At 72.1% G+C, this 24,550-nt stretch carries 23 protein-coding genes; 8 read left to right on the top strand and 15 right to left on the bottom strand.

The annotated features are described in order from the left end of the window. The gene (locus tag OKJ99_RS17765; RefSeq protein WP_326017413.1) at positions 1-1,044 is read right to left on the bottom strand and encodes an NAD(P)-dependent alcohol dehydrogenase; all 1,044 of its coding nucleotides are present in this window, start codon (positions 1,042-1,044) and stop codon (positions 1-3) included. A 117-nt stretch (positions 1,045-1,161) separates the two neighbouring features. Here OKJ99_RS17765 and OKJ99_RS17770 point away from each other — a divergent pair, with 117 nt between their 5' ends. Then, complete coding sequence (locus OKJ99_RS17770; protein ID WP_326017415.1) at positions 1,162-1,758, top strand: TetR family transcriptional regulator; 597 nt, start codon at positions 1,162-1,164, stop codon at positions 1,756-1,758. Between the two features lie 8 nt (positions 1,759-1,766). On the opposite strand, the gene OKJ99_RS17775 is transcribed toward OKJ99_RS17770, so the two are convergent. The 5 genes from OKJ99_RS17775 to OKJ99_RS17795 form a co-directional block, all read right to left on the bottom strand. Beyond that, on the bottom strand, positions 1,767-3,149 hold the full coding sequence (locus OKJ99_RS17775; RefSeq protein ID WP_326017417.1) for an MFS transporter: 1,383 nt from the start codon (positions 3,147-3,149) through the stop codon (positions 1,767-1,769). Between the two features lie 65 nt (positions 3,150-3,214). Continuing rightward, entirely contained in the window at positions 3,215-4,168 is a 954-nt protein-coding gene (locus tag OKJ99_RS17780; RefSeq protein ID WP_326017419.1) for a PDR/VanB family oxidoreductase, read from the bottom strand. Further along, on the bottom strand, positions 4,165-4,695 hold the full coding sequence (locus OKJ99_RS17785; RefSeq protein WP_326017421.1) for an aromatic-ring-hydroxylating dioxygenase subunit beta: 531 nt from the start codon (positions 4,693-4,695) through the stop codon (positions 4,165-4,167). Before OKJ99_RS17785 ends, OKJ99_RS17780 begins: the two co-directional genes overlap by 4 nt. Continuing rightward, positions 4,688-5,986, bottom strand: coding sequence for an aromatic ring-hydroxylating oxygenase subunit alpha (locus tag OKJ99_RS17790; RefSeq protein ID WP_326017423.1), 1,299 nt, complete (start codon positions 5,984-5,986; stop codon positions 4,688-4,690). The genes OKJ99_RS17785 and OKJ99_RS17790 overlap by 8 nt, the downstream gene beginning before the upstream one ends. Continuing rightward, complete coding sequence (locus OKJ99_RS17795) at positions 5,983-7,185, bottom strand: acyl-CoA dehydrogenase family protein (RefSeq protein ID WP_326017425.1); 1,203 nt, start codon at positions 7,183-7,185, stop codon at positions 5,983-5,985. Before OKJ99_RS17795 ends, OKJ99_RS17790 begins: the two co-directional genes overlap by 4 nt. 180 nt (positions 7,186-7,365) lie before the next feature. Here OKJ99_RS17795 and OKJ99_RS17800 point away from each other — a divergent pair, with 180 nt between their 5' ends. Then, positions 7,366-7,650, top strand: coding sequence for a hypothetical protein (locus tag OKJ99_RS17800; protein WP_326017427.1), 285 nt, complete (start codon positions 7,366-7,368; stop codon positions 7,648-7,650). Continuing rightward, the gene (locus tag OKJ99_RS17805; RefSeq protein ID WP_326017429.1) at positions 7,647-8,900 is read left to right on the top strand and encodes an amidase; all 1,254 of its coding nucleotides are present in this window, start codon (positions 7,647-7,649) and stop codon (positions 8,898-8,900) included. The genes OKJ99_RS17800 and OKJ99_RS17805 overlap by 4 nt, the downstream gene beginning before the upstream one ends. A gap of 133 nt (positions 8,901-9,033) precedes the next feature. Here OKJ99_RS17805 and OKJ99_RS17810 read toward each other — a convergent pair whose 3' ends face one another. Beyond that, positions 9,034-9,630, bottom strand: coding sequence for a nuclear transport factor 2 family protein (locus tag OKJ99_RS17810; RefSeq protein ID WP_326017431.1), 597 nt, complete (start codon positions 9,628-9,630; stop codon positions 9,034-9,036). Positions 9,631-9,813: 183 nt separating this feature from the next. Here OKJ99_RS17810 and OKJ99_RS17815 point away from each other — a divergent pair, with 183 nt between their 5' ends. After that, positions 9,814-10,680 carry an IclR family transcriptional regulator gene (locus OKJ99_RS17815; protein WP_326017432.1) on the top strand — a complete coding sequence of 289 codons (867 nt, stop codon included), beginning with the start codon at positions 9,814-9,816 and terminating at the stop codon, positions 10,678-10,680. 86 nt (positions 10,681-10,766) lie between these two features. On the opposite strand, the gene OKJ99_RS17820 is transcribed toward OKJ99_RS17815, so the two are convergent. Continuing rightward, positions 10,767-11,738: an MBL fold metallo-hydrolase gene (locus tag OKJ99_RS17820; RefSeq protein WP_407700715.1), complete on the bottom strand. Its 972-nt coding sequence runs from the start codon at positions 11,736-11,738 to the stop codon at positions 10,767-10,769. A 143-nt stretch (positions 11,739-11,881) separates the two neighbouring features. On the opposite strand from OKJ99_RS17820, the gene OKJ99_RS17825 reads away from it, so the two are divergent. Continuing rightward, the gene (locus OKJ99_RS17825) at positions 11,882-14,653 is read left to right on the top strand and encodes a helix-turn-helix transcriptional regulator (RefSeq protein ID WP_326017433.1); all 2,772 of its coding nucleotides are present in this window, start codon (positions 11,882-11,884) and stop codon (positions 14,651-14,653) included. A gap of 172 nt (positions 14,654-14,825) precedes the next feature. Here the strand turns inward: OKJ99_RS17825 and OKJ99_RS17830 are convergent, their stop codons facing one another. Then, complete coding sequence (locus OKJ99_RS17830; RefSeq protein ID WP_326017435.1) at positions 14,826-15,002, bottom strand: tautomerase family protein; 177 nt, start codon at positions 15,000-15,002, stop codon at positions 14,826-14,828. A 104-nt stretch (positions 15,003-15,106) separates the two neighbouring features. Between OKJ99_RS17830 and OKJ99_RS17835 the strand changes: the two genes are divergently transcribed. Beyond that, on the top strand, positions 15,107-15,928 hold the full coding sequence (locus OKJ99_RS17835) for a LysR family transcriptional regulator (protein ID WP_326017437.1): 822 nt from the start codon (positions 15,107-15,109) through the stop codon (positions 15,926-15,928). Here OKJ99_RS17835 and OKJ99_RS17840 read toward each other — a convergent pair. Continuing rightward, positions 15,907-17,421 carry a sigma factor gene (locus OKJ99_RS17840; protein ID WP_326017439.1) on the bottom strand — a complete coding sequence of 505 codons (1,515 nt, stop codon included), beginning with the start codon at positions 17,419-17,421 and terminating at the stop codon, positions 15,907-15,909. The two genes, OKJ99_RS17835 and OKJ99_RS17840, sit on opposite strands and share 22 nt — an antisense overlap. Positions 17,422-17,642: 221 nt before the next feature. Between OKJ99_RS17840 and OKJ99_RS17845 the strand changes: the two genes are divergently transcribed. Next, on the top strand, positions 17,643-18,083 hold the full coding sequence (locus tag OKJ99_RS17845) for an SsgA family sporulation/cell division regulator (protein WP_407700716.1): 441 nt from the start codon (positions 17,643-17,645) through the stop codon (positions 18,081-18,083). Between the two features lie 40 nt (positions 18,084-18,123). Here OKJ99_RS17845 and OKJ99_RS17850 read toward each other — a convergent pair whose 3' ends face one another. The 3 genes from OKJ99_RS17850 to OKJ99_RS17860 all read right to left on the bottom strand — a co-directional run bounded on the left by OKJ99_RS17850 (position 18,124) and on the right by OKJ99_RS17860 (position 21,829). Next, on the bottom strand, positions 18,124-19,305 hold the full coding sequence (locus OKJ99_RS17850) for a serine hydrolase domain-containing protein (RefSeq protein ID WP_326017441.1): 1,182 nt from the start codon (positions 19,303-19,305) through the stop codon (positions 18,124-18,126). A 54-nt stretch (positions 19,306-19,359) separates the two neighbouring features. Further along, the gene (locus OKJ99_RS17855) at positions 19,360-20,073 is read right to left on the bottom strand and encodes a coiled-coil domain-containing protein (RefSeq protein ID WP_326017442.1); all 714 of its coding nucleotides are present in this window, start codon (positions 20,071-20,073) and stop codon (positions 19,360-19,362) included. 127 nt (positions 20,074-20,200) lie between these two features. Continuing rightward, positions 20,201-21,829 carry a DHA2 family efflux MFS transporter permease subunit gene (locus OKJ99_RS17860; RefSeq protein WP_326017444.1) on the bottom strand — a complete coding sequence of 543 codons (1,629 nt, stop codon included), beginning with the start codon at positions 21,827-21,829 and terminating at the stop codon, positions 20,201-20,203. Positions 21,830-21,981: 152 nt separating this feature from the next. On the opposite strand from OKJ99_RS17860, the gene OKJ99_RS17865 reads away from it, so the two are divergent. Further along, complete coding sequence (locus tag OKJ99_RS17865; protein WP_326017446.1) at positions 21,982-22,470, top strand: MarR family winged helix-turn-helix transcriptional regulator; 489 nt, start codon at positions 21,982-21,984, stop codon at positions 22,468-22,470. A 105-nt stretch (positions 22,471-22,575) separates the two neighbouring features. Here the strand turns inward: OKJ99_RS17865 and OKJ99_RS17870 are convergent, their stop codons facing one another. Both OKJ99_RS17870 and OKJ99_RS17875 read right to left on the bottom strand, forming a co-directional pair. Further along, a complete protein-coding gene (locus tag OKJ99_RS17870; RefSeq protein WP_326017448.1) occupies positions 22,576-23,574 on the bottom strand; it encodes a fumarylacetoacetate hydrolase family protein in 999 nt (332 codons plus the stop codon). Positions 23,575-23,608: 34 nt separating this feature from the next. Further along, positions 23,609-24,547 carry a VOC family protein gene (locus OKJ99_RS17875; RefSeq protein WP_326017450.1) on the bottom strand — a complete coding sequence of 313 codons (939 nt, stop codon included), beginning with the start codon at positions 24,545-24,547 and terminating at the stop codon, positions 23,609-23,611. Positions 24,548-24,550: the final 3 nt, after the last annotated feature.

A 24,550-nucleotide genomic window follows, 5' to 3' on the forward strand; every position in this document is an offset into this window, starting at 1 on the left:
TCAGTCCAGGTCGGACATGTCGAGCACGAACCGGTAGCGCACGTCGTTCCGCTCCAGGCGTTCGAGGGCCGTGTTCACCTGGGACGACGGCAGCAGCTCGATGTCGGCGGTGATGCCGTGTTCCGCGCAGAAGCGCAGCATGGCGGCGGTGGACGGGCGGCCGCCGCTGCCCGCGGAGCTGAGCTTCTTGCGGCCGATGAGCAGGTCCATGGTGTCCACGGTGACCGGCCCGAGATCGCCGAGCCGGCTGAGTGTGCCGTCCATCGCGGTCACCCGCAGGTACGGGGCCAGGTCGTGGGGAGCGGAGATGGTGTCGACGATGACATCGAACCGGTCGCGGACCGCCTCCATCTGCTTCGGATCGGTGGACACGACGAACCCCTGTGCCCCCAGGTCGCGTGCCTCCTCCGCCTTGTCCGGGGTCCGGCTGATGACGGAGGTCGTGGCGCCGAGCCCGGCCGCCATCTTGACCGCGAGGTGGCCCAGGCCGCCAAGCCCCGCCACGGCGACGGTGCTGCCCGGTCCCACGCCGAGCGCCCGCAGCGGTTCCCAGACGGTGACGCCGGCGCAGAGCAGCGGGGCCGTGGCGGCCGCGTCGAGGCCCGCGGGGAGTCGGTAGGCGAACCGGTGGTTCACGACGTACTCGCGTGCGTACCCGCCCAGCGTGGTCGATCCGTCCTGGCGGTCGGTCCCGCCGTAGGTCAGCGTCGGGAACTCGCGGCAGAAGTTCTCCTGTCCCGCCTCGCACATGGGGCAGGTGCCGCAGGAGTCGACGATGTTGCCTACGGCCACGGGGTCGCCCGGCGAGAAGTCGGCCACCGCGCCGCCCACCTCGGTCACCACGCCCGTGAACTCGTGCCCGGGGACCAGTGCACCGTTCGCGTCGCTCCCGTGCGCGTGCAGCGCGTGCAGGTCCGTGTGGCAGACGCCGCAGTACTCGATCCGTACCGCGATGTCGTCCGGGCGCAGGTCCCGGCGCTCCAGCGCCGCACGGCGCAGAGTCCCCGTCGCGCCGTCCGCCTGCCATCCGGTCGTGGAACGCATCGCCAACTCCTCAGACGGATCCAGGACGGATCCAAGACAGACTGTTCGGTCTGTTTGACGGTAGGCGCATCCGGGCCGAGAAGCAAACAGACGAGTCGGTCTGTTACGGTGCGATGCATGCCCGAACAGCCGTCCAGCAGCCGCGGAGCGGCGACGTATCAGCGCATCGTCGACGTCGCGACCCAGGAATTCGCCCAGTACGGCATCGCCGGTGCCCGCGTCGAGCGGATCATCGCCGCCGCACGCACCAACAAGGCGCAGCTCTATGGCTACTTCGGCAACAAGGAGCAGCTCTTCGACGCGATCTTCTTCGCCTCGCTGGAGCGCATCACCAATGTCGTCTCCATCGACGCCACGGACCTCGCCGACTGGTCGGTGCGCCTCTACGACGAGTACCTCAGCCGCCCGGACCTGATCCGGCTCGCGACCTGGGCCCGCCTGGAGCGGCGCCCGGCCGGGCATCTCGTGGCGGACCACGACCACTACGACGACCACAAACTCCGCGCCATCGCCGAGGCGCAGGCCGCCGGGCGCATCCGAAAGGGAGACCCCTTCGACGTGCTGGCCATGGTCATCGCCATGTCCATGGCCTGGTCCCCGGTGAGCAACGTCTACGCCGCCACCGCCGAGGAGCCCGCGAGCCTGCACGACCAGCGGCGCACCCTGCTCCGCGACTGCGTGAGCCGCGCCGTCGCCCCGGACCCCGGGGCCTGAGCGCACCGCTACGGGACGTCGGTGGGCAGCGCGCCCCCGGCCTGCTTCAGCTGCAGGCGGCGCAGCGCCCGGGGCGCCGTCTCCGGCAGGGCCATCAGACACACCAGGGACAGGACGCAGGTTCCGGCGAGGTAGTAGCCGACGTTGACCGCGTTGCCGGTGGCGGCGACGATCCGGTTCGCGATCAGCGGGGAGATGCCGCCGCCGAGGACGGCCCCGAGGTGGAAGGCGATACCCATCCCGGACTGCCGCTGGTCGCGGGGGAACAGCTCGGTGAAAAAGGTGTACATCGGGCCGAAGAGCAGCCCGGTCGTCGCGAAGCCGAGCATCAGCGCCGCGGTGAGGGCGCCGATGGTGCCCGCTCCCGCGACGGGGAAGATGACCAGCGCCGCGACCAGCGACGAGAGCGCACCGGCGAACATGACCGGCCGCCGGCCGAACCGGTCCGAGGCCAACGCCCCGAGGACGTTGCTCGCCGCGTGGACCAGCAGGCCCAGGGTGCTGGCGTTGACCACCGCCTGCCGGGGCAGCCCGAGACCGTCCGGCGCGGCCGCGGTCGCGTAGGACATCATGAAGGTGACCAGCGCGAACGTGCAGGAGTTCAGGCCGATGTTCACGCCCGCCGCCAGCAGCACCCGGCGCCAGTTGGAGCGGAAGACATCGGCCACCGGGCGCCGGGCCTTGAGCCCCTCGCCCTCCTCGCGCACCATCTGCTGGAAGACCGGGCTCTCCGCCACGCCCCGGCGGATCCAGATGCCGATGACGATGGCGATGCCACCGGCGAGGAAGGGCAGCCGCCAACCCCAGGACGCGACGCTGGAGTCCGGCAGGAAGAGCACGGCGGCGAACGCCAGGTTGGCGAGGATCGTCCCGAACGGCGAGCCGAGGGCGACGAACACGCCGTACCGGGCCCGTTTCTCATCAGGGGCGTGCTCGATGGCCAGGGCGGCCGCGCCGCCGGTCTCGCCGCCGCGGAACAGGCCGTGTGCCATCCGCAGGACCACCAGGAGCAGGGGCGCCGCGACACCGATCTGGGCGTACGTCGGCAGTACGCCCATCGCGACGGTCGCCGCGCCCATGCCGATGAAGGTGAGCAGCAGCGCGAAGCGCCGGCCGTACCGGTCGCCGAGCCAGCCGAACCCGGCGGCGCCGAGCGGGGCCATCAGGAAGCCGATGGCGAAGGTCGCGAGCCCGAGGAAGGTGCCGAACCAGGCGTCGTCGGTCCTGAAGAAGGTGTCGGTGAGGACCAGCGTGGTCGCCGTCCCGTAGATGGCGAAGTCGTAGAACTCCAGGGAGGTGCCCACGCCACTGGCCATGGCGATACGGACGATGCCGGTGCGCTGCGGCGGTGGCGAACCCGTGGTGGCCGCCGCTGATATCTGCTCGGTCATGTTTCTACCTCTGGGCCTGTCGGCAGGGGAGTTGCGGCATGTGGCCGGTGAGCACCGGCCGACGGTCAGTACAGCTCGATGCGGAGCCGGTCGGAGCGTGCCCGTGAGACGCAGAGCGCGATCTCCGTGCCGGCCGCGTGCTCGGCGGCGGACAGGCAGTGGTCGCGGTGGTCGGCGGTGCCCTCCAGCAGGCCGGAGACGCACGACCCGCAGATGCCCTCCTCGCAGGACTTGCCGACCGGGATGCCCGCCTCCTCCAGCACGGACAGGATCGACCGGTCCGCGGGGACCTCGAACTCCTCGCCGGTGTCGAGTTCCACCGTGAACGGCCTGTTGTCCGAGGCGTCGACCGGCTCCGCCGAGAAGTGCTCGACATGCACCTGCGCCGCGCCCACGACCGGGGCGAGGACGGCGGTGACCTGGTCCATGAAGCCGACCGGGCCGCAGGTGTAGACATGGCTGTCGGCGCTCAGCGTGGCCGCCGCGGGAGCGAGGATGTCCGGGTGCTCGGCGCGCGGCCTGCCGACGTGGACGGTGACCCGGTCGCGGAACTCGGCGCGGCGCTCCAGCAGGTCGCCGAAGGCGAGTTCGGCGCGTGAGCGGACGAAGTAGTGCAGCGCGAAGTCGGCGCCGCGGCGGTCGAGTTCGTAGGCCATGCTCAGCAGCGGGGTGACGCCGATGCCGCCGGCGACCAGCAGGTGCCGGTCGGCCGCGTCGGCGATGCCCAGCAGGTTGCGCGGCGGGCCGATCGTCAACCGGTCGCCGACCGCCGTGCGGTGCAGCGCGGCCGAGCCGCCCCGGGACTCCGTCTCCCGTTTCACGGCGATGAGGACGGACGAGCGGTCGGCCGGGTCCCCCGCCAGCGAGTACTGGCGCAGGACCCCGGTCGGGCCGGTCACATCGATGTGCGCGCCCGCGGCGAAGGGGCCGAACGCGGCGCCGTCGGCCCTGCGCAGCCGCAGGGTGCGGACCGCCGCGCTCTCCTCCACGATCTCGGACACCTGGACGGCGACGCTCACAGCAGGAACCCCGCGGCGGGCACGGCGTCCTCGGAGTCCACCAGCCGGATCACCTTGCGCACGATCCGGTCCCCGGACCGGTCCGCGCCGAGCCGCACCGTGAACTCGACGTCCCCGGCCCACAGTTGGTGGCGGCCCCGCTTGTAGGCGACCAGGACCTGGGCGGCGCGCAGCGACACCGATCCGTCGGTGGTCTCCACGGGCACGAAGCGCGACACGGTGCGCGCGGTCCTGGCCGAGTCGACCGCCGCGATGGCGTACCCCTCGGTGAGGCGCGCCACGCGCATGGCCCGCATCCGGGCGTCGTCGTAGACCATGTTCAGCTGGTCGTCGAAGTCCTCGGTGGTGGCATCGAGCGGGATGACGTAGATGCCGTCCTCGGTGTAGAGCTCGTTCCAGGCCCGGTACTCCTTGCGGTCGAGGAGATCGGCCTCGCGCCAGGCCAGTTCGATGGCCCGCACGACGCGCGGGTCGTCGAGCGGAGCGGCGGGGGCAAGGGTGGCGGGGGTGGTGGCGGTGTCAGCCATTGCTCATCATCTTCTTCCACATCCGGTACGCGGCCCGCATACCGGTCTCGTCGGTGCTGTGCGAGGTGGGCCAGCCCTCGGGGGCCTCGGTCTCGCGCTTCAGGCCGCGGTTCACCATGATCGGCATCTCCGGGCAGGCCTGGGCGCCGCGCTGGACGCGGTCCCAGCCCTCGGCGTCGTCGGGGGTACCGAAGCCGAAGGGGCCCTGGAAGTGCTCGTGGATGCGCAGCCGTTCGCGGCGGATCGGCCCCGCGATCTCCTCCGGGGCGTCCACACCGAGCGCCACGTGCTCGATGATCGTCTCGTCCACGCTGACCGGGCGCAGCACCCGGAAGAACGCCGAGGACAGGCCGACGTTGGGGAACAGGTTGAGGTTCGACCCGGTGCCGTGCATCGAGCGGACCAGCTTGCGGATCTGCGCGTCGTCGGCCCCGCCCTGCCTCAACTCGGCCACCAGACCGTCGAATCGGGGCTGCAGGGGCTCGCTGCCGTCGTCGGCGTCGAGGTCCATGTGCGCCGGCACCATGTGCATCACGCTGTGCCCGTTGCCGAGGTCCTGGCAGGTGGAGGCAGGGTCGGTCATGAAGCTCAGCATGTCGGCCGTCTCACCGTCCACGGAGCTCATCCAGGAGCGGTGCACGATCGGGAAGTGGTAGCCGTCGGTGGTGTTCTCCAGCTGGATCTTCCAGTTGCCCCGGAACCTGAAGCGGTGGGTGCCGATCACCTTGAGCGGAAGACCGCCGCCCTGCTTCATGAAGCGGTCGGCCCACTGCCGCACATCGCCGAGGAACTCCTCGAGCGGCTCCGCGTCGTGGTCGAAGGTGGCGAAGATCAGGCCCTGGTAGCTCTCGGTGCGCAGCTTGCGCAGGCCCATCTCGTCCTTGCTCAGCACCCCCTCGTAGCCGTCGGGGTAGGGGATGCCGCGCAGCCGCCCGTCCAGGCCGTAGGACCAGGCGTGGTAGGGGCAGGTGAAGCCGTTGGCCTCGCCGCGCGGCTTCTCGCACAGGCTGGCTCCGCGGTGCCGGCAGCGGTTGACCAGGGTGTGGATGGCGCCCTTGCGGTCCCGGGTGACGATCACCGAATTGCGGCCCACGTAGGTGGACTTGAAGCTGCCCGGTTTGGGCAGCTCGCTCTCGTGCGCCACCCAGATCCAGGTCTTCTCGAAGATCTCGGTCATCTCGCGCTCGAAGATCTCCGGGTCGGTGTAGACCCGCGCGGCGACGCGATCGTCCTGGACGAGATCGGACGGTTCCAGCTGATGGATGGTGGCCGGGGTGAACTCGATGGTCATGGTGTCTTCTCCTCGGTGTTGCTGCTCCTGGAGCGGTCCCGGTCGCCACGCGGGTCCGCGGGGCCCAGGAAGCCGGGGGTGGTCGGGTCAAGGCCCAGCAGGACGGCCCCGGCGTCGTCGTAGATGTGCTGGCTGAGGGACGCGTGCAGCTGGGGGACCTGGGCGTCGAGGCGGATCCGGTTCAGCGGGTGGGAGTTCTGGATGATCGCCGCCCCGGACACCTTGGACAGGTCGTGGACGACCTGGGCGGCGGTGTCGGCGATGTGGACGGCGCTGAGGCGGCTGCGCGCGACCTGCTCCGCGCTCGCCTCCTCCCCGGCGCTGACGGTCTCCCACACCTCCTCGGCGACGTCCAGGAAGTAGCGGCGTGCCGACTGCAACGCCACGTACGCCCGAGCGAACTCCGTGCGGTAGTAGGCCCGTTCGCCGACCGGCGGCGCGCCCGTGATGCCCCGGTAGGAGCCGGAGTGCTGCGCGTGGTCGAGGGCGCCCAGGGCCACGCCGAGCCCGATGGCCGCATGGCACTGCGCCTGGTACGCCAGCAGCGGGTAGCGGAAGAGGGGCTCGTCGATCCGGGAGGCGCCGCCGCGGATGTAGGTCCACTCCAGCGGGATCTCGACGTCGTCGATCACCGTGTCGAAGGAGCCCGAGGCGCGCATCCCGCTCACGTCCCAGTCCTGGACGATGGTGACCTGATCGGCGGGGAGGAGGGCCGCGCGGGGCTGCCCGCCCGCGGACTCGTCCAGCAGACCTACGTTGATGTAGTCGGCGGCCATGCAGCCGCTGGCGAACTTCCACCGGCCGCTCACCCGGAACCCGTTCTTGGTCCGCTCGGCCCGCTGCATCGGGAAGAGACCACCTGCCACGACGACATCCGGGCCGTCGCGGTAGATCTCCTTCTGCGTCCCGACGGGGAGCGCGCCGAGGTAGGTGTTGGCGGAGGCGAAGCCCACCACCCAGGCGGTGGACCCGTCGATGCGGCCCACCTCCTCGACGAGCCTGAGGAATCGATGGGGCGGCAGCACACTTCCGCCGAACCGGATCGGGGTGGCGTGCCGGTAGACGCCGAACGGCATGAGCTTCTCGATGAAGTCACGGGGGACGTACCCCTGGGCGTTGAACTCCGCCCGTCGTTCGGTGAGCTCCGCGAGCACCGCCTGCCACTTCGCGCCCGCTATCGGCTCGGGGGCGTCACCCATGTCGGCTCCTTCCGGCTGGTTCAAGGCCCAACGGGATGCTCAGCCATGGGATGTGCCGATGCGACGGGTCGGACCGGTGAGTGGACCGACGCGGCGGAAGTGGCAGGGCGATGTGGTCGGATCCTGTGGCGGAACGGACGCGCCGCCACAGGCACGACCCCAAAGGAGGAGTGGCCGAGCATGGAGAAAACCGAGCCGGTCGACCGCACCCCGCGGATGACCCTCACCTGCTACAACGACAACCACGGCTACGGGTGGAAGCACGTCGACCTGTTCGTCCACGACGCGGCGGGCCGCGAACTCGGCTGGGTGCACTGGGGAGTTCCCCAGGACGGCCCGGACGCGGCGGACGAGGAGACCGCCCGGGTCGAACCCGCCCTGCGGCGCACCTCCGAATGGCGCCACGGCGTGAGCGCCGGCGGCATGGACTTCTGGGAGGCCGACGCGCAATGGGAGAGCAAGTGAACGACACCGTCCGACAGCCCTGGTCCCTGAGCGAACTCGTCGCCGAGCTGCGATCGGGACGGACCACGCCCGAGGCGGCCCTGCGGCGCAGCCGCGACCGCATCGCGCGGACCGAGGAGCGGGTACGCGCCTGGGTGGCCTTCGAGGACACCCCCGCCGCCGTACGCACCGGCCCCCTGGGCGGCGTCCCGATGGGCGTCAAGGACATCATCGACCTGGCCGGGCTGCCCACCAGGTGCGGCTCGGTGCTGCGTGCCGACGCGGGACCCGCCGAGCGGGACGCCCCCGTCGTGGCGGCCTGGCGGGCGGCCGGGGCGATTCCCCTCGGCAAGACCGTGACCACGGAGTTCGCCTTCTTCGCGCCCGGCCCGACCCGCAACCCCGCCAACCTTGGGCACACACCCGGCGGTTCCTCCAGCGGCTCGGCCGCCGCGGTGGCCGCCGGGCAGGTCCCGCTGGCCATCGGCTCCCAGACCGCGGGATCGGTGACCCGCCCGGCCGCGTACTGCGGCGTCGCCTCGCTCGTCCTGCGCCACGGTCACCTGCCCACCGACGGCGTCGCCGGCCTCAGCCCCAGCCTCGACGCCCACGGCGTGTACGCGGCCACCGCCGCCGATGTCTCCCTCGCCTGGGCGGCCCTCACCGGCGAGCCGGACCCGGCCCGCGACGCCGCGTCCAGCGCCCCGCGGATCGCGCTCTGGGACGCCGCCCCCTTGGCGGCCGTGTCCGACGAGATGGGCGCGGCGCTCGCCTCCGCCGAGGCTCGGCTCACCGACCGCGGCGCGAAGGTCGACGCCTTCCCGCTGGAGGCACTGATCGCCGAAGTGACCGCGGCGCACCCGGTGGTGATGGCGTACGAGGCCGCGCGCGAACGCTCCGCCGAGCTGGAGCGGGCCGACCGTCTCAGCGCGCCCCTGGCCGGGCTGCTGCGAACCGGCGCGGACACCCCGGAAGCCGACTACCTCGCCGCGCGCCGGCTGGTCGCCGCCGCACGCGCCGAACTCGGTGCGCTCCTCACCCAGTACGACGCGGTGCTCGGCCCGGCCGCGCCCGGGGCGGCCCCTCAGGGGCTCGACGCCACCGGCGACCCCGTACTCAGCCGCTCGTGGCAGGCCCTCGGTCTGCCCACGGTGGCCGTGCCGGGCCTGCGGAACGCGGCAGGGCTGCCGCTCGGACTCCAGGTGATCGCGGAATCCGAGGCGGCAGCCCTGCGTGCTGCGGCTTGGGTGGAGCGAAGCCTCAACGGGTGAGGGGACTCCGGCCCGCGGCGGGAGGTGTGCTCGGGAAAATGTCGCAGTTACACGTATGACTGCGACATTTTCCCGAGCAGGTGCCGCCTCCAGCGTGCCTCGCGGGGACGCTCCCACGGTGAGGGGGAGCCGTTCAGGCGCCGGCCGCGTGCTCATTGGTGTGGTTCGTACCCGGCGCCTTGAGCAGCACGGAGCGCTTCGGGTAGCTGCTCGCGAAGAAGTCGGGCAGGTCGGCGATGGCGACGTTCTCGGTCCGGGTCCGGGTGACCTTCCACACGCCGTCGACCTTGCGGAAGGCGTTGTTGAGCCGGCTGGCGCGGATCAGGGACTTGCCGTTCTCGAAGAGCCACGGCTGGAAGTGGATCCACTGGCCGTCGGCCTCGTCCCCGTGCACATGGATCTGCTCCGAGGTGAGCCAGTGGGCGTTCAGGAGCAGCTTGGGGTCCTGGTCCTGCGGCCAGAAGCGGCTGAAGTGCGCGCGGATCGCCTCCTTGCCCTCGGCCCGGCCGAACTGGCTGTCGTAGTAGTCGCCGACGCCCTCCCAGACGGCGTCGTCGGAGTACAGGTCGAGGATCAGCTCGATGCGCTGCTCGTCGCTGTCCACCCCGTACTCCGGGCACGGTGTGTCGCACAGGAACATGTAGCGGGCCTGAAGGCGGCGGATGTCGGCCTCTGCCTCCAGGACCTCGATGCGCCTGACCAGGGTGTCGATGGTGTCTTGGCTACTCATGTCAGCAGCCTCTCCGCCGCACGTCCCGGAAGGAACCGCTCGGTCCGCTGGGCGGATCGGCGCCGCGCTCCGGGCGGTCACCGGGGGCCTGCCGCCACCTGCCGCGACCGATGGGGGTTGCCAACTGGTTCACGAAGTTTGAACAATCACCCCTGTCCAACCGAATCGGCGAGGGGAAGCGGTATGCGCGCGAGCGCCCAGGCAGAACTCGAAACCGACGAGCAGGCCGCCCCGGTCGTCGAGCCCGCGGTCCCCGAACCACACATGAGCTCCGTGCTCGGCAAGGCGCATCTGGTGCTCGGAGCCTTCTCCTCCGGCTCGACCTGCCTCGGTCTGAGCGAGCTCAGCCGCCGCTCCGGCGTGCCCAAGGCGACCGTGCACCGGCTCGGCACCGAACTCGTCCAACTCGGCTACCTCAGCCGCACCCCGGACGGCTACCAGCTCGGCTGGCGCATCTTCGAACTGGGCCGGCTCGTCCCCGGACCGGCCCATCTGCGGGCCGTCGCGCGCCCGGCGATGCTCGACCTGCGGGCCGCGACCCAGGCCGTCGTCCACCTGGCCGTGCCGCACGGCACCGACTGCTGCTACCTGGAACGCCTCGGCGGCCGCCGGGAGGCCGCCGTCGTCGCGGCCGTGGGCTCGAACGTGTCCCGGCCGCTCACCGTCTCCGGGCGGGTCCTGCTGGCCTACAGCGATGACCAGGAGGACGTGATCGCGGACCTTGAGGCGCAGCGCGCCGACGGCTCTCCGACGGCCGACCGGCTCGACCCGGCCGCGCTGCGCGCCGAGTTGGCCCGGATCCGCGAGCGGCGATGGGCCCAGGAACGGGAGTCGTGCATGCACGGGTACAAGAGCTTCGCCGTCCCGATCATGTACTTCGGCGGTGACCGGGTCATCGCCACGATCTCCGCGACGGTCCCGGCCGACCGCCGCGACGACCAGCAGCTCATCCACGCGCTGTTGGCGACGGCGGCGGACATCGGCCGCGGCCTGAGCCGGCAGAACTCCTCCCGTACGGAGCCCCGGCCGCGTGTCGGCATGGCGGGCTGAGGGGCGGACGACACGCCCGTCGGTGCGGCCGGTTCGGCATCGTCCTTGCGCTCACGTCGGACCGGGGCCGGCGCTCGGTCCGTACGTCAAGTGAGGCTGAACGGCGCCCAGTTGGCGAGGTGGAAGCCGGAGCCCTCCCGGCGCAGCTCGAAGGCGCCGCGGCCGGGAAGGTGGGCGGGGAGCACGAGGGCGTTGGTGTCGGCGGCGCGCGCGAACATGCGCGCACGGCTGGCGCGGGCGCCGTCCTCGTCCTCCTCGAAGCAGCTGTTGATGTGCGGCTCGTGCACCTGGATCGCGCCGTGCAGGAGGTCACCGGCGAAGATCGCGCGATCGCCCCCGGACTCCAGGTGGATGATCGAGGAGCCCGGTGTGTGGCCGGGTGCCGACTCCAGACGGAGATGGGAGTCGATGGTGTACGACTCGTCCCAGGTCCGCACGAGGCCGGCCTCGACGACCGGGGTGACGCTGTCCTCGTAGACGTTCTGATTGCCCCGGCCGAACACGGTGTTGTGGAGGTTCTCCGGCTTCCAGTACTCGAAGTCGCGTTGCGGCATGAGGTAGGTCGCGTTCGGAAACGTGGGAACCCAGTCGCGGCCCACGAGCCGGGTGTTCCAGCCGACGTGGTCGTCGTGCAGATGGGTGTTGACGACGATGTCGACGTCCTCCGGGCGCACCCCGACAGCGGCGAGATTCGCCAGGTACCCGGTGTTCAGGTAGGACCAGATCGGCTGCAGAGGGCGGTACTTGCCGTTGCCCGCGCCCGTGTCGATCAGGATGATCCTGCCCTCGCTGCGCAGCACCCAGGACTGGGTCGCGGCGCGGGTGAGGTCGGTCGCCGGATCCCAGTGGTGCGGCGCCAGCAGCTCGGTGTGGCGCTGCCATTCGTCGGGCCTGCTGTTGGGGAAGAAGACATCGGTCGTCATCGGGGTGGTGTCGGAGTACTCCATGACGCGGTGGATCTGGACGTTACCCAGTTCGATGGTGCTGACCGTCGGTGTTTCGGTCCCGGTCCCGGTCCCGGTCCCTGTCCCGGTCGCGGGGGTGGTGTGAGGAGACATCGCTCGCCTTCGTGGCTCGTTCGCCTGGGGGGCTTTGGACGTCTTCCACCCTGCGGGCGGGGGGTGCCTCGGCGGTATCGGACACCTGACTGCACCTGCGCCGGGCCCGCCTTCGTACGATGTGCGGGAGGTGAAGAGAGCTGGTGGACGACGACGTGGTCAGGGACGCGGAGCTGCGCACACTGCTCGCGGCGGTGCGGCCGCCGCGCCCGGGGACGCACCCCAAGGGCCCGCTGCTGACGGTGGTGGGAGCACCGGGCTCGGGCAAGACCACCTTGGTGGAAGCCGTCGCGGACCGATTCGCCGCGGACGGCGGACGCGTACTGCGGGCACACAGCAGCCACTCCGAGAGCGATCTGGCCTTCTCCGGCCTGCACCAACTGCTGCGGCCGGTCCGCAAGGACATGGACGCACTGCCCCCGCGGCAGCGCGAAGCCCTGCACGCCGCCTTCGGCCTGGCGGAGCCGAGCCGGGCGCCCGACCCCATGCTCATCGGGATCGCCGCGCTGACCCTGCTGTCGGAACTCGGCGCGCGGCAGCCGCTGTTGGTGGTCGTGGACGACGCCCAGTGGGCCGACCGCGCCTCGCTCGACACCCTCTCCTTCGCCGCCCGGCGCCTGGCCGCCGACGAATCCGTGACCCTGCTGGTCGCCACCCGGGACGGCACGCCGCGAGACATCACCGCGCGGGAGGCGACCCTTGAGCTGGTGCCGCTCGACCGGAGCGCGGCGGTGCGGCTGCTGGACCTCCAGCCACAGGTGCCGACCGGGTTCGTCCGGGCCCGCGTCCTCGACCAGGCCGAGGGCAACCCCCTCGCGCTGGTGGAGCTGGCCCGCGCCACGGCCGCCGCGGACGCCGAGCCCGGCCCCGAAGGACCGCTGCCGGTGACCGACCGGCTGGAGCGGCTCTACGCCGACCGGCTGGCGGCCCTGCCCGACGCGACCCGCCGCGCCGTGGTGCGCCTGGCCGCCGCGGACACCGAGGATCCCGCGTACGCGGTGCGGTCCTGGCTGCCCGACATCGCGGACCCGGTGTGGACGCCCGCCGAGGAGGCCGGGCTTGTGCGGCGCGGCGGGGGACGGCTGCGCCACGGCCATCCGCTCTCCCGCCTCGCGACCTACCAGGCGGCCCCCGCGCAGGAGCGGCGGGCGGCGCACCTCGAACTGGCCGAGCTCTTCCGCGAGCAGGACCCCGACCGGCACGCCTGGCACCTCGCCGCCGCCACCTCCGGGTCGAGCGCGCGGGTGTCGGCCGTACTCGAGGCCGGCGCGGAGCGGGCACGGCAGCGCAGCGGCTACGAGGCCGCCGCTCACATGCTGGAGAGAGCCGCGGAACGTCACCCCGACCGGGGCGAGCGCACCCGGCTGCTCGCCGCCGCGACCAGGGCGGCGGTCCTCACCGGCCGACTCGACACGGTCGAACGGCTGGCCGCCCGCACCCGCGCCGGCACCGACGATCCGACGGCCGCGGCCCTCGCGGCCCTCGAGGTCGGCCGGCTCATGGCACTGACCGTCTCGCACAGCGCCGCCTTCGGACAGCTGATGCGCCCCGCCGCCGCGCTGGCGGACAGCGGCGCGCCCGGGGCCGCGCTGGAAGCCCTGGCCGCCGCCGCGGTGGTCCGCTTCTATTCCGGTGACGCGGGCCAGCTGTACGAGATCGAACGCCTGCTGCCCCGCATCTCCGCGCACCCCGCCCCTGCGTCCAGCGAGCGGGACAGGCTCCTGGCGGACTGGGTCGAGACCGTCGCACACCCCGAGGCGGCCCCCGCGCACCTCGCGCCGCGGCTGCCCGCCCTGGCCGCGGCGGCACGCGAGGAGCCACAGACGCTGACCCTGCTCGCCGTCGCGGCCTGGCTGCTGGACGAGACCGAGTCGGCCGCACGGACCTTCGACGACGCCTTCGCCTCGTGGAGGTCGCAGGGGCCGTTGCCGGACGGCCTCGGCGGGGTCGCCGCCCTCGCCTACCTGGAACAGGGGCGGTGGGCGCGCGCCCAGAGCGCCTGCGCCGACCTCGAGGCCGTCGCGTCCCGTGCCGGGCTCGACCATGCCGTGGCCTGTGCCGCCTCGACCGATGCGCTGCTGCATGCCCTGCGCGGTGACGCGGCCGGAGCGCGTGCCCGGGCCGGGCACGCCCTCTCGCTGGTCGACCCGCACGAGAGCCGTTCCGTTCTCGTCCTCGCCCATCGCGCGCTCGGCACCGCCGCCACCGCGGAAGGCGACCACGCGACCGCGTACCAGCACTACCGTGTGCTCTTCGACGACCACGGCAACCCCGCCCACTACCACCTCGCCCACCCGGCGCTGCCCGAACTGGCGGCCGCCGCGGCCCGGGCAGGACACCGGGACGAGGCCGCCCGGATCGTCGACGGCGTCGCGGAGTCCCTGGCGGACGCGGGCGCCCTCGCCCCGCGCAGGAGCGCATTGGTCCAGCTGAGCCGGGCGGTGCTCGTCCCCGTCGACGAGGCCGAGCGGCACTTCGTCACGGCCCTGGACCAACCGGCGCTCGGCCGCCGGCCCTTCGAGCGCGCCCGGGCGCAGTTGGCGTACGGGGAGTGGCTGCGCCGCCGCCGACGGATCGCCGACGCACGGCGGCCGCTCGTCGAGGCCGAGGCCGTCCTCCGCCGACTGGGCGCGCGGCCCTGGGCGGCGCGGGCCCAGGCCGAACTCCGGGCCGCTGGAGCCCACAGCGGTCCGACGGAACCGGACGCCTTCGTGACACTCACCGCGCAGCAACAGCAGATCGTGCGGCTCGCCGCCCTCGGCCTGACCAACCGTGAGGTGGCCGAGAAGCTGTACCTGTCCCCGCGCACCGTCGGCTCGCACCTGTACCGGGCCTTCCCCAAGCTCGGCATCACCGCACGCGCCCAACTCCGGGACGTGGTCGACGCGTTGACCGCCGACACGGACGTGGGCTGAGCCGTGCCGACCCGCGCTCAGCGGGCGGCCGACACGCTTCGGTAGAAGTCGAACTGGGTCACCCCGTGGTAGCCGTAGCTCTCCGGCGGCAGTTCATGCAGCGCGACACCGGCCCGGGCGAGGGTGCCCAGGGTGATGTTGACCTCGACGTGGGCGTCGCGCGCACCGCCGGTCAGGGACTGCCGTCCACGTAATAGCTGCCGGGCTCAACCGCGTTGATCTGGACGATGGTTCGCGCGCGGTCCTTGCCCAGGGCTGAGACCGCCAGGCCGGTCAGGCCCTCAGCGAGAAGGTGCCGGGTCCCGGCGGGGAGGTCGGGGTCGGTCACGGTGACACGAAGGTAGGGCATGGCTCTCCTCGGCATGCACGTACGCACTCGGCTGATCTCCGCCGGTCCCGGCGGCACGGATGATGAAGCCTCACTCGACCTGGCGGCATCGGTCCAACGCATACATGTCATGGCAATGTGAGGCCCAGTCCGCCGTGTCGCAGGCCGTCGCCTCTCTAGAACGCGAGTTGACCGCGCCGCTGCTCATCCGCGCCACTCCGGCGCGGACCACCGCGCTCGGTGAGCAGGTGCTGCCGCACGCCCGTACCGCGCTGGCCGCGGCCCGGTCCGTCGAGCAGCTGGCGGCCGAGGCGGCCGAGTCCATGACCGGCACCGTGCGCCTGGCCGCGACGCCGACGGTGTGTCAGGGGCTGGTCCCGCGCCTGCTCAGGCACTGGAGCGAGGACCAACCCCGCGTCACGGTACGGGTCTTCGAGGGTGACAGCGCCGAAGTCGCGGGCTGGTTGGAGAACGGGACCGCGGACGCCGCCGTCCTGATCGACCCGCCACCGGGCCCCGGCATCCAGCTCGCCAACGACGGCTACCGGGCCCTCCTGCCCCGCGACCACCCCCTGGCGGGCGAGGAGCGTGTGGACATCCGTGACCTGGAGGACGACCCGTTCCTGATCTCGCCGAACGGCTGCGAGTCACGGATCCGTACGATCCACAGCCGGGCCGGCCTGCGCTTCGATCCGACCCACCGGGTACGGGACCTCGCGACCCTGATCAGCATGGTGCAGGCGGGAATCGGCATCACGGTCCTGTCCGAGGTCTCGCGCTCGCTGATCCCCGCCGACCTGGCCCTGCTGCCCCTGGAACCACAGACCGCCCGTCGCCTCGTACTGTCCGGCCCACAGCAACGTCCCTGGCACCCGGCCGTACGCACGCTGGCGGAGTCGGCGGCCACGTACCTCGCCCCGTGGCGTCAGCCGGCGCGGCAGATGTAGATCGGGCCGAGCCAGTGGGTGCAGGTGGGAGTGGGCGTGCTGGGCTCCGGGGGAGTGGTGGGTTCGGCGGGTTCGGTGGGTGTGGGCGTGGGTGTGGGTGTGGGCTCCGTCGGGGTGGTGGGCTCGGCTGTCGGCGTGGGTGTCGGCGTCGGTGTCGGTGTCTGAGCGGGTGGTGCCGCCCGGGTGGCGGGCTCTTCGGTCGGGGTGTCGTCCGACGGCGGCTCGTCCGCCGTGGGCTCATCCGGAACGGACCGCTCGGCTGCGGGCGGGTCCGGGGGAGTGGTCGGGGTGGCCGGCGCCTCCGTGTCCGCGGAGCCGCCCGGCGCCGCCTCGGCGTCGGGTTCGGTCGTGCGCTGCGGCCGGTCCTGTGGTGCAACGGGCTTACGTGAAGCGGTGGTTGAGGGGTGCGAGGACGGGGCCGACGGAGCGCTGTCACGCCCGGTCGGCGTCTCGTGCTGCACCGCCGCCGACCGCTGCGGCGGCACCGAATCGTTGTTCCCCGCGAGCATGAGCCCGGCCGCGACGGCGGCCCCCGCCACCGATACCCCGAGCACCCCGGCCACGGCTCCCTGCGCCTTCGCCCCGCCGGTGAGCGCGTGTCGGACGCCGTGCAGCAGCCCGGAACCGGCACCGTGCCCGCCCGCCGCGGCACCGGTGGCCCCCGCCCCCGCCCCGGCCGCGAGCGGCACCAGGAACTTCCCGGCCCCGCCGAGCACGAAGATCAGGAGCGCCGGACCCACCAGGGCCGGCAGCCGGTCGTTGGCGCGCAGCAGGACCGCGAGCCGCGCCCGGCAGTCGTCGCAGTCGTCGATGTGCGCGAGGAGTTTCTCCGACTGGCGCGCGGACGCGCTGCCGCGCACATGCGCGGGCATCCGGTCCCAGTGACTCTCGCACGCCGGGTCGTCCGGGGTTCCCGGATGCGCCCGCAGGAACGCCTGCCGCATGCCCTCCCGCGCCCGGTGCAGCAGCACGGCCGTGGCCCCGCTGCCCGCGCCGATGCCCCGGCCCACCGCCTCCAGCGGCTGCCCCTCCGCCTCGGCGAGCCACAGAGCCTTCACCCACCGCTTCGGCAGCTGCCCGAGGACCTGGGACAGCAGGTCCACGGCGGAGGCGCGGGCGGCCGGGTCCTGGTCGCCGTAGGCCCCGGAGGCGTACGAACCGTTCGACACCTGCACCGACTCGACGCCGGAGTGCGGGTCGAGGGGTGTCTCGCGCGCCGCACCGCGCCCGGCCGAGGCGGCCAGGTGTCGCACGGTCGTCGTCAGATACGCCGCCACGTTGTCGATGTCGTGCCCGGCCGCGAGGCGCCGCCAGACCCGGAAGTGCGCCTCGGCGACGAGATCGTCGGCGAGCCAGGGGCTACCGGTCAGCGAGCGGGCGTACGCGACGAGGCGAGTCTGTTCCGCCTCGTAGATCCGCGCGTACGCGGCAGGGCTGAGGCCGCCTTCCGTGGCGGCGGGGGGTATCGGCGCGGCGGCGGGGCCGTCGGTCATGGCAGGGGTCTTCCGTTCCGTCCGACGTCGGCGGTGCTCCGCCCGACTGCGGATCGGGCAAGGAGATTGAAGAGGAGTTGACACCGTAATTCACAAATGTCGGATTATGGAGGGGTGGGTGGCGCAGGTCACAACGGTCTTTTCCGGAAACGCCGTAATGCCGCGCCCCGCTGCCGCGTCGAACGGGCATCTGGAACTCGCAGTGCTGAAAGGGGCCTGCCATGCCGACCACACTGCCCGTCACGCTCGAACAGTCCGCTCGCGCCCGACTCATCACCGCAGAGGGTCAGGGCCCCGAGCGCAGCGTCACCGTCACCCTGCGTTACAGGTCCGCCGATCCGCTCGCCCTCCAGCTGGCGTTCCCCGCCGAGGTCACACTCGACGGGGTCGAAGTGACGTGGGCCTTCGCCCGCACCCTCCTCGGCGACGGTCTGCGCGTGCCGACCGGGACCGGGGACGTCCACGTGTGGCCGTGCGGCCGCGCGCGCACCGTCGTCGAACTGCACGCGCCGCAGGGCATGGCCGTGCTCCAGTTCGACACCTCGGCCCTCCGCCGCTTCCTGCTGCGTACGTACGCGCTCGTGCCGGCGGGCAACGAGGACGTGGAGGCCGTCGTCGACCGCGCGCTCGCCGCCCTCTTCGGACCCGACGCCGAACGCTGACGCCGCCGCGGCGCAGGCGCCCCGCCGTGTCGGGCGGTTCTCACGCGGAGGCCACGCCCGCCTCGTACGCGGCGTCGACCAGGGCCATCTTCCGGGGGTCGTCCGCGATGTGTGTGCCCATGTGGTTCATGACGTAGCCGATGCTGATGCCCGCTTCGGGGTCGGCGAGGCCGAAGGAGCCGCCGAAGCCGTCGTGGCCGAAGGCCCGCGGGTTGGGGCCGTACGAGCCGTTCGCGCCGCTCAGCCAGAGACCGAGGCCGATCTCGGTGTCGTGCGCGAAACCGGCGCCCAGCACCAGGTCCCGGCAGCTGCCCTGGCCCTCGCGCACGCGCTCCGCGGCCCGAGCCGACAACACCCGGCGGCCGTCCGCTCCTTCGCGCCCGGTGAGCAGCCCGTACAGTGCGGCGACTCCACGGGCCGACGCGTGGCCACCGGCGGCGGGGATCTCGGCGGCGCGCCACTCGGCGGTGTTCGCGTCGGCGGCGCCGGTGAGCGGGTTGGCGAGGGCGGCGATCGCGACCGGCCGCAACTGGCTGAAGGCGGCGTCCTGTTCGCTGCCGGACGCGGCCGGCGGGTGCACCAGCTCGGCGGGCCGCCGGGTCTCCTCCTGCGGGAGGCGGATGAAGAAGTCGATGCCGAGCGGGCCGGTGACCTCTTGGCGAAGGAACGCGGAGGGGAGCTGTCCGGTGATGCGCCGTACGACCTCGCCGACCAGGAAGCCGTAGGTCATGGCGTGGTAGCCGGAGCGGGTGCCGGGCTCCCACCAGGGCTCGGTGGCCGCGAGGCGCTCGGTGGTCAACTCCCAGTCGTAGAGCCCGGCCAGCGTGTGCGGTTCGCGCAGTCCCGCCAGGCCCGCGCGGTGCGACAGCAGATGGCGTACGAGGACGTTCCGCTTGCCCGCCGCGGCGAACTCCGGCCAGTAGGAGGCGACCGGCGCGTCCAGGTCGAGCGCTCCCCGGTCGGCCAGGATGTGCGCGCAGAGTGCCGTGGCCCCCTTGGTCGTCGACCACACGTTGACGAGGGTGTCCCGCTGCCACGGGCGGGTGCGTGCGGCGTCGGCCCAGCCGCCCCACAGGTCGACGACGGGTTCGCCGTCGAGGAGGACGGTGACGGCGGCTCCCAGTTCGCCGCGCTCACGGAAGTTGTCGTCAAAGGCGGCGCGGACGCCTTCGAACCGCGCGTCGCAGTGCCCGTGGATCCGCGGTGTCGCCTGCTGGGTCATGGAACCTCCGGTTTCTCGGCCGGGTGTCCGTAGCGGGCGTGCCCGGCCGGCCTCTCAGTCCGACGGGGCAGCGCCCCCGCCCCTGCCCTCGTCCTCAGAGGTTGAAGGCTCCGGGCTCAAGAGTCGAGCGGCCTCGCGTGTTCGGCGGGCTTCGGTGCGCGCCTGTTCCGCGTGGGCGCGATGGAAGTCCTTGTGGCGTGAGTTGCCGTGGGCCAGCCGCTCGTGCTGTTCGGCCGACGCGTCCTGGGCCGCGCCCAGTTCGGTCACCAACATGAGCGCGAGTTTCCGCAGCCGCTCCACGTCGGCGGCGAGGCCGCCGGGGATATCCGAATCGCCCACCTGACGGGCCGTGGCGCTCACCTCGCGCTCCACGGCCTCCTGTTCACGCTGGGCACGCGCCTTCGCCCGCGACACGGCACCCTCGGCCCGGTCCAGACGGGCCTGACTGTCCCGGATCAGGTCGCGACTCCGGGCAATCGTCGTGAGCGCCCGTTGAATGATGGCGAGGTCGGCGACGCCGCCCGCCGGGTGGCGCTGGTCCAGCCAACCACCCTGAATATCGAGCGACTTGTCCCGCTGGTCCGCCCGCAGATCGCGGAGGTCGGCACGCCGCTGGCGATCATCGGCGAGCTCATCGCGCCGGTCCGCCACCTCGTCGCGGCCGTCCGCCGTCCGGTCCCGCTCGTCGGCGCCGATCTCTCGTGCGTGCAGTCGCGCACGCTCTTCATCAGCGTGCTCAGCTTCGCCCCGCCGCGCGTCGTCCGCCATGCAGCCAGTGTGCACCCAGGACTTACGTCACTTCACGTGTCATGGGCGCGGTTCAGCTGAACAGATTGCAGCTTGTCGGTGCGGTAACGGACCGGGTTCACATGGACGTTGAGGGCGGCCGCCGCTGTCAGGGCAGGGCCGGTTCCACGTCGGCATCGGCGTCCTCGGTCCCGGTCTGCGCCTGTGGCGGCATCGCGGGGATGAGGAGGGACGCGAGCAGGCCCAGAACGACGAACCCCGCCGCGATGTACCCGCTCACGGTGATGCCGTCGGACATCGCCGAGCGGGCCGCGTCGGCGACCGGGGCCGTGTGCGGGTTCCCGGACAGCGGGCCGATCGCGGCGCCCGCGCTGTCGGTGACGGCGCCGCTGAACTTGTCGGCGGCGGCGCCCGACAGGCCGGAGGAGACCAGGCTGTCGTGCAGCCTGGAACTGAGGGTCGTGAAGAAGACCGTGGTGAGCGCGGCGATGCCGAGCGCGGAGCCGAGCTGCCGGAACGCGCTCTGGATGCCGGAGCCCTGGCCGCCGCTGTCGTCCGGGATGTCGGCGAGTACGACGTTGGTGACCTGGGCGGTCGCGAAGCCGACGCCGATGCCGTAGAGGAAGAGCATCGCTGAGACGGCCCACCAGGAGGTGTCGGGGGCGGCCACGAGGGCGACGCCTGCCAGGCCGACGACTTCGAGCGCGAGGCCGATGCGCAGCTGGATCAGCGGCGACACCTTGGCGGCCATCCCGAAACTGGCACCGCTGGCGACGAAGCTGCCGATGGCCACCGGCACCAGGGCGAGCCCGGCCTGGAGTGCGCTGTAGCCGAGGGTGAACTGCAGCCACAGCGGGAGCACCGCGACGATGCCGAACTCGCCGACACCGATGATCAGGGTGGCGATGTTGCCGCCCCGGAACGAGGCGATGGAGAACAGTCGTACGTCCATCATCGCCAGGGAGGCGTCGCCGCCGCGGGTCAGTGTCGACTGGCGGCGCACGAACAGGCCCAGCGTGAGGGCGGCGAGGATCAGGGCGACCAGGACGGGCGAGGGCCCGCTGCCCCAGGTGAAGCCGGGAAGGTCGAGAGGGTGGACGGTGGCCACCCAGCCGTAGACGCGGCCCTCGACGAGACCGAAGGCGAGCAGGCCGAGACCGATGACGGACAGCACGGCGCCGGGCGCGTCGATGAGTCCCTTGGTCCGGGGCGAGCGGGCCAGGTAGCGCACGACACCGAACGCGACCAGTACGGACAGCGGCACGTTGATGCCGAACGCCCAGCGCCACGAGACGTGCTCGGACAGCCAGCCGCCGAGCAGCGGGCCGAGCGCGGCGGCCGCCCCGATGGTCGAGCCCCAGACGGCGAACGCCTGACCGCGGGCCTTGCCGGTGAAGTTGGCCTTCAGCAGCGCCAGCGAGGTCGGCAGGATCATCGCCGCGCCCGCGCCCTGCAGGAAGCGGGCCAGGATCAGCAGCCCGCCGCCCGGCGCGAGACCGGCGAGCACGCTGGTGGCGCCGAAGACCACGACGCCCCAGGTGAAGACCTGGCGGGCGCCGAGCATGTCGGACAGGCGGCCGGTGAGCAGCAGCAGCGCGGCGAATACGATCGCGTACGACTCCTGGATCCACTGCGCCTGCGAGGAGTTGACGCCCAGGTCCTCGACGACCGATGGCGTGATCACGTTGACGATCGTCGTGTCGACGACGATCAGCGCCACGCCCAGGGCGATGGCGATCAGTCCGAGCCACCGCCTGGTGACTGACGAGTCCCGCATGTTGATACCTCCATGGCGAAGTAATTCCACCATGAAGGTATTGAGGTGTGGGTAGATTGTCAAAGGTGATCTGCGAGTGCGAGTGCGAGTGCGAGTGCGAGTGCGAGTGCGGGTCCGGCGACGCTGATGCAGGGAAAGGGTGGCTGTTGGTGATGGAGGAGTCGGCGCTGGAGGGCGTGGCGGCGCGGCGCGAGCTGTTGGTGGAGGCTCTGAGGGTCTACGGCGGGCACTACGCGGAACTCAGCCGTAGCTTCGCCGCCCATCTCGGCCTGTACTCCACCGACGCGACCGCCCTGTTGGAGATCATCGCGGCCGAGGAGCGGGGCGCCCCGATCTCCCCGGCCCGCCTGAGCAAACGCATCCTGCTGTCGTCGGGAGCCACGACGTCACTGCTCAACCGCCTTGAGGACGCCGGACACATCGTCCGCAGCCGCGAACACAGCGACCGACGCGTGGTCACCCTGCGCAGCAGCCCGCACATCCAAGAGCGCGCCGACGAGTTCTTCCGCCCCTTGGCGGCGCCCATGGACGCCGTCATCGGCCGCTACCCGCCCGAACTCCTCGACCGGTTCCGGGACTTGCTGGGGGAGATGTGCGTGGCCATGGACACCCACCTCACGCAGGTGAACCAGGACGCGTGACGAACGCCTTTCCGGCGGGGCTCGATCCCGGACTTGTGACGCGGGCGCGTCAGGTGATGCCCGCGTTGTTGACGACCGCGACCCTGCCCGCCAGGCGCTTCGGGGTCACGGACGCGCGCGTGTGCGGCGGCGGGCGGCCGGGAGTGGGGCCGGGGTCGCGCCCTCGACGACGGTGTTGGTGAGGGTGCCGACGGCCTCGACCGTGAGGGTGACGGTGTCTCCGGGCTTGAGCGGCGGCGGGGTCTGTTCGCCGCGCAGGCCCCACAGTTCGGCCAGGCAGCCGCCGTTGCCGCAGGTGCCGGAGCCGAGGACGTCGCCGGGGCGCACGACGGTGCCGCGCGAGGCGTAGGCGACCATCTCCTCGAAGGTCCAACTCATGTTGGAGAGCAGGTCCTTGCCGATGGTCTCGCCGTTGACCTCGGCCGTCAGGGCCAGGCGCAGCATGCCGTCCGCGTCCCGGTACGGTTCGAGTTCGTCGGCGGTGACCAGGTACGGGCCGAGCGTGGTCGCGGTGTCCTTGCCCTTGCAGGGGCCGAGGCCGACCTTCATCTCGGCGGACTGGAGGTCGCGGGCCGACCAGTCGTTGAAGACGGTGTAGCCGATGATGTGTTCGCGGGCCTCTTCCGGAGTGAGGTCGCGCCCCTCGTGGCCGATGACGGCGGCGACTTCGAGTTCGTAGTCGAGGACGGCGGAGCCGGGTGGCATCGGGATGTCGTCGCCAGGCCCGTAGACGGCGTACGGGTTGGAGAAGTAGAAGGTCGGCGCCGCGTACCACTGCTCAGGGACGCCACTGGCCCCGTCGACGGACCGCCGGACACCCTCCACGTGTTCCTCGAAGGCCACGAAGTCCCGTATGGAGGACGGCTGGAGCGGTGGCAGCAGCCGCACCTGGGAGAGGTGCGGGCCGGGCGGCCCGTCGAGCGCGGCGGTACCGGCGTCGAGGAGGGGCCGCAGGCCGCCCGAGCAGCGGATCAGGTCGGTGAGGGACGTGACGCCGGGCACCGGGTACAGGGTGCCGTCGGCGGCCACGACACCCACGTCGGTGTGGTGTTCGTGCTCGTACGCGGAGTAGGTGGAGTAGGCGGAGTAGGTGGCAAAACGCATCGGGGCTCCTGGTGCCTCCGGGGATCGGGTGGGATCAGACCGGCGGGGCGATGAAAACGCCGCGGTCGGGGTCGTTGAACGACTCCTTGGCGACGAGCTCGTTCATCGCGTTCGCGGTGCCCCACTGGTCGGTGACCTCGGGCTGCGAGAAGTCGTAGACGTGCGGGTGCCAGGTGTCCTCGTCGAGCAGCTCCAACTCGGTCGTGTACTCAACGGTGTTGCCGTGCGGATCGAGGAAGTACGTGAACGTGTTGTCCCCGGCGAGGTGCCGCCCAGGGCCCCAGACCTTCTGGTACCCGGCGCGCATGACACGCCCCGAACCCCGCATGTACTCGTCGAGGCCGCGCATCTCGAAGGAGACGTGGTGCAGCGCGGTGTGCGGGCCCTGCGCGATCGCCATCGAGTGGTGCTGGTTGGAGATCCGCATGAAGTGCATGACCTCGCCCATGTGCGGCGACGACAGGGTGTCCGACAGGGCGAAGCCGAGGTGGCGCTCGTACCACTCCCGAGTCCGGTTCAGATCGGGGGAGTTGAGGACCACGTGGGAGAGCTTGACCGGGATGGCCTCCTTCTCCTCGATCTTGCGGTGCCGACGGACCTCGACGTCGGCGGAGACCTCGATGGTGCGCCCGTCGACGTCGAAGAAGCGGAAGCCGTAGCCGCCCCCGGGGGTGTCGACCTTCCCCGGCTGGGTGATCAACTGAACGCCACCGGCGATGAGTCGCTCGGCGAGCGTGTCCACGGCCGCCGGGTCGGCGGCCCCGTAGGAGACGAGGTCAAGGCGCTTCTCCGCGGCCTCGCGCAGGCGCACCACGTACTGCTCGGGGGAGCCCTCGGCGGCCAGGAAGGAGATCCCGGAGTCCTCGGCGACCCTGGTCAGGCCCCAGACACCGGAGTAGAAGTCGAGCTGCTTGTCGTAGTCGGGCACGGCGAGGTCGACGTGCCGCAGGTGGGTGAGCAGACGGTGGCTCATGGG

This window comes from Streptomyces endophyticus, from assembly GCF_035798155.1.
Lineage (GTDB): Bacteria > Actinomycetota > Actinomycetes > Streptomycetales > Streptomycetaceae > Streptomyces > Streptomyces endophyticus.